Consider the following 9,882-nt stretch of genomic DNA (forward strand, 5'->3'; position numbering starts at 1 on the left):
TTAAAGCGCCGCCTTGAGGCCCTTGGCGGCCTGTTCGATCAGGTCCAGACAGCCGTCGAAATCGCGGGTGTAATAGGGATCGGGCACATGATCGGCGCCGGTTTCCGGCGCATAGTCCGTGAACAGGCGCACCGGGGTCTCGTTGCCTGCCGGGCGCAGCGCTTCGATATTGTCCAGATTGCTGGCGTCCATCGCGATGATCAGGTCGAATGCCTCGAAATCCGCGCCCCGGAACTGCCGCGCGCGCAGGTCCGAGATATCCAGCCCGCGCGCCCGCGCCGCCGCCTGCATCGGGCCATAGGGCGGCTCTCCCACGTGGTAGGAGGCGGTGCCTGCACTGTCAGTATTTGCTTCCGGGCACAGCGCGCGGAACACGCCTTCGGCGGCCGGGGAGCGGCAGATGTTTCCTAGGCAGACGAACAGAATACGGGTAGGCATTGGCAAGCGGCTCCTTTGAATGGACGCAGTGATAGGAGGTTCCGGGACAATGGGAAAGAGGGCGAAGATTGTCATCCTGACTGGCGCCGGGATTTCCGCCGAAAGCGGGCTGGGCACCTTCCGCGACGAGGGCGGGCTCTGGGCGCAGCACCGGATCGAGGATGTGGCGACGCCGGAAGGCTTCGCGCGCAATCCGGACCTGGTGCACGGCTTCTACAATGCGCGGCGGGCGCAGGCAGCAGAGGCGCAGCCTAACCCGGCGCATCAGGCTCTGGCGCAGCTGCAGGCGGAGCATAAGGGCGAGGTGGTGATCGTCACCCAGAACGTGGACGGGCTGCATGAGGCCGGCGGGGCCGCGCAAGTGCTGCATATGCACGGCACGCTTTCAGGCGCGCTTTGCGCCGCCTGCGGCCACCGCTGGGCAGCGCCGCTGGAGATGCAGACCGGCCAGCCCTGCCCCGCCTGCGCCGCGCCTGCGGGCCGCCCGGATGTGGTCTGGTTCGGAGAGATGCCGTATTTCATGGAAGAGATTTACGCGCATCTGGCAGAGGCGGATGTGTTCGCCGCCATCGGCACCTCGGGCGAGGTCTACCCGGCGGCGGCCTTTGTCGACGAGGCACGGGCGGCGGCGGCCCATACGGTGGAGCTGAACCTGGAACCGTCCGCCACCGCCTCCCGCTTCGCCGAGCGCCGCTTTGGCCCGGCCAGCGACACTGTCCCCGCCTGGGTGGCGGAGTTGCTGGGCTAGCCGCAGGCGGCAAAAAGCCCGCCGCAAGGGCGGGCTTTGGGCGCGAAGGAGGGCTGCAGCGCGGCCTGACGCCGCGCCCGCCCTGCCTTGGCGGATCAGTTGGAATGGCCGGAGTGATCCATGCTTCCGTGGCCCTCGGCCTTGCGCTCCAGATCGACCGGCACGTCGATCTCGATCTCGCCGGCCTTCTCGAACACCAGCGTGACCTTCACAACGTCGCCATGGTTCAGCGGCTGGTTCAGGCCCATGAACATCACATGGTCGCCGCCGCGCTTCAGCATGTGGGTTGCACCTGCGGGCACGGCAAAGCCTTCCTCCACGTGCATCATCTTCATGACGCCGTCATCGCCTTCCTTATGGGTGTGCAGCTGCACTTTGGCGGCCACGTCCGAGCGCACGCCGATCAGCTGGTCGTCGGCTTCGCCCTTATTCATGATCTCCATGAAGGCCGCACCGGCCTTGGCAGTGGGCGAGGACACCCGCGCGTACTGGTCGTGAACCATGATCATGGCGTCGCCTGCAAAGGCGGAGGTGGCAAAGGCAGCGGCAGCGGCGGCAGCAAAGACAGCAGACTTCAGGGACATTTTCAGTCTCCTCATACTTGGGTTTTCAAATTTCAGATAGGTAAAGGGGTTGGCCGGTCAGGCGGCGGCCGGCGGCGCCCGGGCGCTGGCGCGCAGGATCTTCTGAACCGATGCCAGTGCAGCCACCTGCCCCGCAACCGCTTCGCTGCAGGCGATGACCGGCAGCACCAGCCCCGCAGGCTGCGCCACCGCGTCCAGAACATGCATGACGCAGTCGGGGCAATTGTGCGGCGGTTTTACCGGCTGGCCGTCGCTGTCCACATAGATGGTGGCAGGACCGGTGCCGGTGCAGATCACCATTTGGCCTGCGGCATCACGCTCCCCCTGGCGGGCGGCAGCGCTGTGCGCCGTCAGGGCGACGGTCAGGGCCAGAAACAGGCCAAGCCATATGCGCAGAATGCGTGTCATCTCCGCATGGTATGCCCGCTGGCCCCGCGGCCTGCAAGGCCTGGCTCTGCGGCAGATTGCGCAAACGCAAACACCGCGCAGGGTTGCCCTTGCGCGGTGTCCGTAATCCGATCCGGTGAAGGGATCAGGCCAGGGAAATCAAGCCTGAGCGGCTTGTGCCTTGGCGATCTCTTTCTTCACTTTCAGCGCGTTTGCCGACAGCTCTTCGTCCTTGGCTTTGGCCAGGAACGCGTCCAGGCCGCCGCGGTGGTCGACCGAGCGCAGGGCAGCTGCGGAGATGCGCAGCTTGACGCCACGGCCCAGAACTTCGGACTGCAGGGTCACGTCGTTCAGGTTGGGCAGAAAGCGGCGCTTGGTTTTGTTGTTGGCGTGGCTGACATTGTTGCCAGTCATCGGGCCTTTTCCGGTCAGTTCGCAACGGCGCGACATATCTTCATCCTTCGTTTCTGGAGGCGCTGGCAGTCCGGCGCCAAATCACAAGGGGCGCGGCCATTGGCTGCGCCCGAAAACTGGTCCGCTGCTCTTACGCTCAACCGGCAACAGCGTCAAGTGATTCAACTCAGCTTTCTTGCCGGGCTTACTGCACCTATTTCCGGCCTGCTGCAACCCCTTGCGGCCGCCCGTTTCCGGCCCGGCAGGTGGCGTCAGGCGGCGCCCAGCGCCCGCAGCATGATCCGGGCCGCCTCGCCCGGGCTTTTGCCGCCCTCGGCAACTGTTCCCGCCAGTTCCGCCATCTGCGCCTTGGCCTCCGGCGTCTCCAGCCGCGCCAGCAGCGCCTGACGCACTTCCTGGTCGAACCAGTAACAGGCCTGATCGGCACGGCGGCGGTCCCAGTGGCCGTTCTCCTGGCGCCAGGCGGTCAGCGCCTGCATTTCTTCCCAGGCCTTGTCCAGCCCGTGCTCCTCGACGGCGGAGACCATCAGCGCCTTGGGAAAGCCCTCGGGGTCCTGCGGGCGCTTGCGCAGCAGCCGCAATGCGCCGGCGTAATCGGCGCAGGTGCGGGTCGCCACTGGTTTCAGCGGCCCGTCCGCCTTGTTCACCAGAATGAGGTCGGCCATTTCCATGATGCCGCGCTTTACCCCCTGCAGCTCATCGCCGCCCGCAGGCGCCAGCAAGAGCAGGAACAGGTCCGACATCTCCGCCACCACGGTTTCCGACTGGCCGACACCAACGGTTTCAATCAATACCACGTCAAAGCCTGCCGCCTCGCACAATGCCACCGCCTCGCGGGAGCGGCGGGCGACGCCGCCAAGGTGGCTCTGACTGGGGGACGGGCGGATGAAGGCGTTACGCTCGCGGCTGAGGCGCTCCATCCGGGTCTTGTCGCCCAGGATCGAGCCGCCGGAGCGCGCCGAGCTGGGATCAACCGCCAGCACCGCCACCCGCAGGCCAAGGCCGGTCAGCATCATGCCGAAGCTCTCGATGAAGGTGGATTTTCCCACGCCCGGCGTGCCCGACAGGCCGATGCGCAGGGATTGGCGCTTGTGCTTGGCCAGTTCCGACAGCAGTTCCCCCGCCCTGGCGCGGTGATCCTCGCGGCCGCTCTCCACCAGAGTAATGGCCCGGGCCAGCGCCCGCCGGTCGCCATCAAGGATTTTCTGCGTCAGTTGTCCGGTATCCATGCGTGCCTTCCTGATCTCTCGGGCGGACCTTGGCGCAAGCCGTGCCGCAAAGTCCAGCCCCTGCCGTCTGCCGGGCACCCTACATCAGCGCACGCCGCAAGAAAGGCGGCAAATCCGCCGCGCCTGATGCGGTTTGCGCAGTGCGGGCAGCGCCCCCCACCCCTGCCTCGAGAAACAATCATGCAAAAGCAGACTGTCCCGCCCGGCTGAAAGCCGGGCTGCGCCGGCCCGCCCCCATGGGGCGGCGCATTCGCACCACCCCGCGGGCCTCTGCAGCCCTCAGCGCTTCACCCATGACGTCCTGCCCACGACACCGCTAGACCTCTCCCTCCCCTTTGGCGATAAGGCGGCATGACCAGATTGCCGATCGAAGACGCCCTCCCCGAATTGCTGGACGCCCTGCGCGCCCGCGGCCGCGGCCGCGCCGTGCTGCAGGCGCCGCCAGGTGCGGGCAAGACCACGCGGGTGCCGCTGGCGATGCTGGAGGCCGGGCTGGTCACGGGCCGCATCGTGATGCTGGAACCCCGCCGCCTCGCCGCCCGCGCCGCGGCGGAGAGAATGGCGGAGACGCTGGGGGAGAAGGCAGGCCAGACCGTCGGCTATAGGGTGCGCGGCGATGCCAAGGTCTCGAAGGCGACCCGGATCGAGGTGGTGACCGAGGGCATCCTGACCCGGATGCTGCAATCGGACCCGGACCTGCCCGGCGTCGGCGCGGTGATCTTTGACGAATTCCACGAACGCTCGCTGAACGCCGATCTGGGCCTCGCTCTGTGCCTGGAGGTGGCGGGCGCGCTGCGCGATGACCTCATTCTGCTGGCGATGTCGGCGACGCTGGACGCGGACCCGGTGGCGGCGCTGATGGAGGCGCCGATGGTGACCTCCGAGGGCCGCAGCTACCCGGTGGAGACCCGCTGGCTGGAGCGCCCCCTGCCCGCGCAGGCCCGGCGTGTGGACGCCTTGGTGGACCTGGTGGTGCAGGCGGAACGGGATACAAAGGCCACCGGCGGCGGCATCCTGGTGTTCCTGCCCGGCGAGGGCGAAATCCGCCGCGCTGTCGGCGCGCTGGAGAAGCGCCTGCCCGGCCATTGCCATATCCGCCCGCTGTTCGGCGCCCTGCCCTTTGCCGAGCAGCGCGCAGCGATCCAGCCCGAGGCGCAGGGCCGCAAGGTGGTGCTCGCGACCTCGATCGCCGAGACCTCGCTGACCATTCAGGACATCCGCGTGGTGGTGGACATGGGGCAGGCGCGGCGGGCGCGGTTTGATCCGGGCTCCGGCATGTCGCGGCTAGTGACGGAAAAGGTCACCCGCGCCGAGGCCACCCAGCGCCAGGGCCGCGCGGGCCGTGTGGCCGAAGGCATCTGCTACCGCCTGTGGACCAAGGGTGAGGAAGGCGCGCTGATGGCCTTTCCGCCCGCTGAGATCGAAAGCGCCGACCTGACCGCGCTGGCGCTGGAGCTGGCGCTGTGGGGCGCCGCTCCTGACGATCTGATGTTCCTGACCCAGCCGCCCGCAGGCGCGATGGCGGAGGCGCAAGCACTGCTCGCGATGCTCGGCGCCCTGGATGCGCAGGGGCGGATCACGGAGCGTGGCAAGGCACTGGCCGCCCTGCCCCTGCACCCGCGGCTTGGCCATATGCTGCTGCAGGCAGGTCCAGCGGCGGCGCCCTTGGCGGCACTCTTGGGGGAGCGCGACCCGCTGCGCGGCGCGCCTGCGGATCTGTCCCTGCGGCTGAAGGCGCTGAGGGACCCCAAAGGGTTTGTACGCAATCACCCCTATCCGCTGAACCGTCCCGTCGTGGAACGGATCAAGAGCGAGGCGCGGCGGCTGGAGAAACAGGCCGGCCGCCGGGATGCAGGGCTGTCTGCGGCGATGATGGCGGCCCTCGCCTATCCCGACCGTATTGGCCAGCGCCGCAAGGGCGACGCGCCGCGGTTCGTGCTGTCCGGCGGCAAGGGCGCCATTCTCGACGGCGGCGACACGCTGGCAGGCGCGCCGTTTATCGTGGCGCTGGATACCGACGGCAACCCGCGCGAGGCCAGGATCCGGATGGCCGCACAGATATCGCTGGCTGAGATCCGCGAGCTGTTTGCCGGTCAGATCGCCTGGGCAGATACCTGCGAGTGGTCCAAGCGCGACCGCCGGGTGGTGGCGCGCCAGCAGGAGCGGTTCGGCGCCGTGGTGCTGGACGACCGGATCTGGAAGGACGTGCCGCCAGACGCCGTGGCACGGGCGATGCTGGACGGGGTGCGCGACCTGGGCCTGCGGCTCACGGGCGCTGCGGCGCGGCTGGCGGCGCGGGTGGAGCTGGTGCGGGCGGAAGGATTTGACCTGCCGGATTTCTCCCTGGCCGGCCTGACGGACACGCTGGAGGACTGGCTGCTGCCGATGCTCGGCGGGGTCAAATCGGCGGAGGACTGGAAGCGCTTCGACCTGCTGCCCGCCCTGCGCGCGGCGCTCAGCTGGGACCAGACGCAGCTGCTGGACCGCGAGGCGCCGGGCAGTTTCGTCACACCGCTGGGGCGCAAGATCCCGATCAGCTATGACGGCGAGATCCCGGAAATCTCGGTCCGCCTGCAGGAGATGTTCGGGGTGACCCGGCATCCGTCCGCGGGCGGCGTGCCGCTGAAAGTCTCGCTCTTGTCACCCGCCCAGCGCCCGATCCAGATCACCCGCGACCTGCCGGGCTTCTGGGCCGGCTCCTATGCGGATGTGAGGAAGGACATGCGCGCCCAGTACCCCAAGCACCCCTGGCCCGAGGACCCCACGCAGGAAGATCCGACCCTGCGCGCGAAGCGGCGGAAATGACCGCCCGCAGCGCGCCGCAGGCGCGCTGCACGGCCCAACGGCTGGCCGTGCATCTGTGATGCGCGCCAGCGGGCGGGAGCGCCGCCGCAAGAGGGCGCTGTGCCGGTGGCCGCGGTATAATCGCTTTCTTCACGGGTTTGCGGCCATACTGCGCAGGATGCCGCAAGCGGACCGTCAATGCGCAGCTGGAAAACCGCGCAGGACGGCTCCGTTCAGGCGGCAGCCTTGAAATTCCGGGCAAGTACGCATACTTTCCCACAACTTCGCACAAGAACACGGGGCAAACCCAACACCAAAGGCTGAGCAGAAATGACCCGCACCCTGACCCGCGCCTGGGAGGAAATCCTCAGGCCGATGCTGAAACGACCCAACCGCCTGCAAGTTGCCGCCCTGTGCTACCGCATGGGCGCGGACGGCAAAGAGGTGCTGATGATCACCAGCCGCGGCACCGGCCGCTGGATCATCCCCAAGGGCTGGCCGGTCGAAGGCAAGGACGGTCCCGCCTCTGCCCTGCAGGAAGCCTGGGAGGAAGCCGGCGTCAGATCCGCGAAAGTTTCCAGGCAGCCCATCGGCGAATTCAATTACGTCAAACGCCGCGATCATGGCCTTGATGAACCGGTGACCACGCTGATCTTTGCCGCCGAAGTGGAAACACTTGCCGACGACTACCCCGAGTCCGATCAGCGCAAGCGCCAGTGGATGCGCCCGGAGCAGGCTGCGGAACTGGTGCATGAGCCGCAGCTGCAGGTTCTGTTACGTCAATTGTAAAAGTTATGTGACATTTTCATGTCAGACGCTTGAACCGCTCCCGGAGCGGCGTTAGGCGCGTCCGCAGACCTCAGAATCAGGAATACGACAATGAGCGATGCACCCCAGCGCACGCAATGGACCACGCTGGACAAGGACCTGAACCGGATCTCCCAGCTTGAACTCGCCACCGCCTATGTCTCCCGCCCGCTGGTGGCGCCGGGCATCGCGCTGGCCTTTATCGTGCTGGCAGGCCTCGGGGCCGGCGTCTTCTTCGGCGGCTCCGCCATGAGCATGGTGGTAATCGCCGCCGCCGCATTCGGCGCCTATATGGCGATCAACATCGGCGCCAATGACGTCGCCAACAACATGGGCCCGGCGGTGGGCGCCAACGCGCTGACCATGGGCGGCGCCATCGTGATCGCTGCCATCGCCGAAAGCGCAGGCGCGCTGCTGGCGGGCGGCGATGTGGTTTCGACCATTTCCAAGGGCATTATCGACCCCACCGCAGTTGCCAGCAGCAACGTGTTCATCTGGGCGATGATGGCAGCGCTGATCTCCTCCGCCCTGTGGGTGAACCTGGCCACCTGGGTCGGCGCCCCCGTGTCCACCACCCATTCGGTTGTGGGCGGCGTGCTTGGCGCCGGTGTGGCTGCCGCAGGCACCGCAGCGGTGAACTGGCCCACCATGGGCAAGATCGCCGCCAGCTGGGTGATCTCGCCGGTGCTGGGCGGTATCATCGCCGCGCTGTTCCTCGCCTTCATCAAGGCCAAGATCATCTACCAGGAAGACAAGATTGCCGCCGCCCGCCGCTGGGTGCCGGTTCTGGTCGGGATCATGGCTGGCGCCTTTGCCTCCTACCTGGCGCTGAAGGGCCTCAAGAAGATCGTCAAGATCGACCTCCAGACCGCGCTGCTGATCGGCGCTGCCATTGGTGCGCTGTCCTATGTCATCACCGCGCCGCTGATCAAACGCCAGTCAGAGGGCATGGAGAACCGCAACAAGTCGCTCAAGGCGCTGTTCGGCCTGCCGCTGGTGATCTCCGCCGCGCTCTTGTCCTTTGCCCATGGCGCCAATGACGTGGCCAATGCCGTTGGCCCGCTGGCGGCCATCGTGCACGCCACCGAGTTCGGCGATTTCGCCTCCAAGGTCACCATCCCGACCTGGGTGATGGTGATCGGCGCCTTCGGCATCTCCTTCGGCCTGTTCCTGTTCGGCCCCAAGCTGATCCGCATGGTCGGCAGCCAGATCACCAAGCTGAACCCGATGCGCGCCTATTGCGTGTCGCTGTCGGCCGCCATCACCGTGATCGTGGCCAGCTGGCTGGGCCTGCCGGTCTCCTCCACCCACATTGCCGTGGGCGCGGTGTTCGGCGTCGGCTTCTTCCGCGAGTGGCATATGGAGCGCCGCCTGAAGAAATCCGCCGCAGGCCGCCCGGCGGAGAGGCGCATCGCGCCGGAGGAACGCCGCCGCCGCAAGCTGGTGCGCCGCAGCCATTTCATGACCATCGTGGCCGCCTGGGTGATCACCGTGCCCGCCGCAGCACTTCTGTCGGCCGTGATCTACCTGGTGCTCAACACCTTCGTCGGCTGAGCCGTTCAGCCCGGCCAATCACAAAGCCCCCGCAGCATCCGCCTGCGGGGGCTTTTCTTTTGCGATCAGAAGCGCTCCACCCAGGGCCGCAGCACCAGTTCATCGCTCCAGGCAGAGCGGTCCTGCTGGATCAGGTGCATGTATTCCCGGGCGATCGCATCCGGGTCGAGCATGCTGTCCGGGTTGTCCGCGCTCTCTACCCTTTCAGGGCGGGAGGCATTGCGGATGCCGCCGTCGATATTGACCCAAGCCACGTGAATGCCTTTGGGATGCAGCTCCCGCGCCATTGATTGCGCCAGCCCGCGCTGTGCAAACTTTCCCATGGCAAAGGGCGCCGAGTGGGCAAAGCCCTTTACCCCGGCCGAGGCGCCGGTGAACAGGATGGTGCCGAGACGGCCGTTCTCCGGCTGCTGCGCCAGCATCCGTTTGGCCGCTGCCTGACCAAGCAGGAACGCCCCATGTGCGGTCACCTCCACCGCCTTGCGGACCTGCTCCGGGTCCAGTTCCGTCACGGGGCCGCGGACCCGGGCCGAGGGGTTATAGCAGGCCACCCGCAATGAGCCCTGCACGCCCTGGACAAGCTGCTGGATCCCCTCCGCATCGGTGCCATCCAGCGCATGCACCTGCGCCCCGGTTTCCGCCGCCAGCCCTTCCAGCTTATCCGTGCTGCGCGCCGTCAGATGCAGCGCATAGCCGTCCCGGGACAGCGCCCGGGCCAGGGAGGCCGACAGGCCCGCTCCTGCCCCCACGATCAGTGCCACCGGTTTTGCTGATGTATCTGCCATCGCTGGACCTCCCCGTATGTGATGGAGAGATGCTGGGGGCAATTCACCCGCCGCACAAGAGCTGACAGCGCGGCACGGTCCTGGGTACTCCGACGCAAGGCCGGTGCAACAAGCGCAATGCCTGCGTGTTACGGGCCGCGGCCCGGCCCCCC

General features: G+C 67.3%; 10 protein-coding genes. 4 read left to right on the plus strand and 6 right to left on the minus strand.

Annotated features, from left to right (window positions below):
• Positions 1-438 carry a low molecular weight protein-tyrosine-phosphatase gene (locus tag AC4HIX_RS04955; RefSeq protein WP_490398126.1) on the minus strand — a complete coding sequence of 146 codons (438 nt, stop codon included), beginning with the start codon at positions 436-438 and terminating at the stop codon, positions 1-3.
• 49 nt (positions 439-487) lie between these two features.
• Here AC4HIX_RS04955 and AC4HIX_RS04960 point away from each other — a divergent pair, with 49 nt between their 5' ends.
• A complete protein-coding gene (locus tag AC4HIX_RS04960; RefSeq protein ID WP_490398127.1) occupies positions 488-1,186 on the plus strand; it encodes an NAD-dependent deacylase in 699 nt (232 codons plus the stop codon).
• Between the two features lie 95 nt (positions 1,187-1,281).
• Here the strand turns inward: AC4HIX_RS04960 and AC4HIX_RS04965 are convergent, their stop codons facing one another.
• The 4 genes from AC4HIX_RS04965 to meaB all read right to left on the minus strand — a co-directional run bounded on the left by AC4HIX_RS04965 (position 1,282) and on the right by meaB (position 3,800).
• Positions 1,282-1,770: a copper chaperone PCu(A)C gene (locus tag AC4HIX_RS04965; RefSeq protein WP_475050802.1), complete on the minus strand. Its 489-nt coding sequence runs from the start codon at positions 1,768-1,770 to the stop codon at positions 1,282-1,284.
• A gap of 57 nt (positions 1,771-1,827) precedes the next feature.
• Complete coding sequence (locus AC4HIX_RS04970) at positions 1,828-2,178, minus strand: DUF2946 family protein (RefSeq protein ID WP_490398128.1); 351 nt, start codon at positions 2,176-2,178, stop codon at positions 1,828-1,830.
• 138 nt (positions 2,179-2,316) lie between these two features.
• Positions 2,317-2,607 carry a 50S ribosomal protein L28 gene (rpmB, locus tag AC4HIX_RS04975; protein WP_019296104.1) on the minus strand — a complete coding sequence of 97 codons (291 nt, stop codon included), beginning with the start codon at positions 2,605-2,607 and terminating at the stop codon, positions 2,317-2,319.
• A gap of 215 nt (positions 2,608-2,822) precedes the next feature.
• Positions 2,823-3,800, minus strand: coding sequence for a methylmalonyl Co-A mutase-associated GTPase MeaB (gene meaB, locus AC4HIX_RS04980; protein WP_490398129.1), 978 nt, complete (start codon positions 3,798-3,800; stop codon positions 2,823-2,825).
• Between the two features lie 351 nt (positions 3,801-4,151).
• Here meaB and hrpB point away from each other — a divergent pair, with 351 nt between their 5' ends.
• The 3 genes from hrpB (at position 4,152) to AC4HIX_RS04995 (ending at position 8,945) form a co-directional block, all read left to right on the plus strand.
• A complete protein-coding gene (gene hrpB, locus AC4HIX_RS04985) occupies positions 4,152-6,605 on the plus strand; it encodes an ATP-dependent helicase HrpB (protein ID WP_490398130.1) in 2,454 nt (817 codons plus the stop codon).
• 309 nt (positions 6,606-6,914) lie between these two features.
• The gene (locus AC4HIX_RS04990; RefSeq protein WP_475050795.1) at positions 6,915-7,373 is read left to right on the plus strand and encodes an NUDIX hydrolase; all 459 of its coding nucleotides are present in this window, start codon (positions 6,915-6,917) and stop codon (positions 7,371-7,373) included.
• 90 nt (positions 7,374-7,463) lie between these two features.
• Positions 7,464-8,945, plus strand: coding sequence for an inorganic phosphate transporter (locus AC4HIX_RS04995; protein ID WP_490398131.1), 1,482 nt, complete (start codon positions 7,464-7,466; stop codon positions 8,943-8,945).
• A 65-nt stretch (positions 8,946-9,010) separates the two neighbouring features.
• Here AC4HIX_RS04995 and AC4HIX_RS05000 read toward each other — a convergent pair whose 3' ends face one another.
• Positions 9,011-9,730, minus strand: a complete 720-nt coding sequence (locus AC4HIX_RS05000; RefSeq protein ID WP_490398132.1) for an SDR family NAD(P)-dependent oxidoreductase — start codon at positions 9,728-9,730, stop codon at positions 9,011-9,013.
• Positions 9,731-9,882: the final 152 nt, after the last annotated feature.

The organism is Leisingera sp., from assembly GCF_982940295.1.

Bases quoted from the DNA above. Each gene is read 5' to 3' on its own strand.
- AC4HIX_RS04955 (WP_490398126.1), bottom strand. From the start codon at position 438: ATGCCTACCCGTATTCTGTTCGTCTGCCTAGGAAACATCTGCCGCTCC.
- AC4HIX_RS04960 (WP_490398127.1), top strand. From the start codon at position 488: ATGGGAAAGAGGGCGAAGATTGTCATCCTGACTGGCGCCGGGATTTCC.
- AC4HIX_RS04965 (WP_475050802.1), bottom strand. From the start codon at position 1,770: ATGTCCCTGAAGTCTGCTGTCTTTGCTGCCGCCGCTGCCGCTGCCTTT.
- AC4HIX_RS04970 (WP_490398128.1), bottom strand. From the start codon at position 2,178: ATGACACGCATTCTGCGCATATGGCTTGGCCTGTTTCTGGCCCTGACC.
- rpmB (WP_019296104.1), bottom strand. From the start codon at position 2,607: ATGTCGCGCCGTTGCGAACTGACCGGAAAAGGCCCGATGACTGGCAAC.
- meaB (WP_490398129.1), bottom strand. From the start codon at position 3,800: ATGGATACCGGACAACTGACGCAGAAAATCCTTGATGGCGACCGGCGG.
- hrpB (WP_490398130.1), top strand. From the start codon at position 4,152: ATGACCAGATTGCCGATCGAAGACGCCCTCCCCGAATTGCTGGACGCC.
- AC4HIX_RS04990 (WP_475050795.1), top strand. From the start codon at position 6,915: ATGACCCGCACCCTGACCCGCGCCTGGGAGGAAATCCTCAGGCCGATG.
- AC4HIX_RS04995 (WP_490398131.1), top strand. From the start codon at position 7,464: ATGAGCGATGCACCCCAGCGCACGCAATGGACCACGCTGGACAAGGAC.
- AC4HIX_RS05000 (WP_490398132.1), bottom strand. From the start codon at position 9,730: ATGGCAGATACATCAGCAAAACCGGTGGCACTGATCGTGGGGGCAGGA.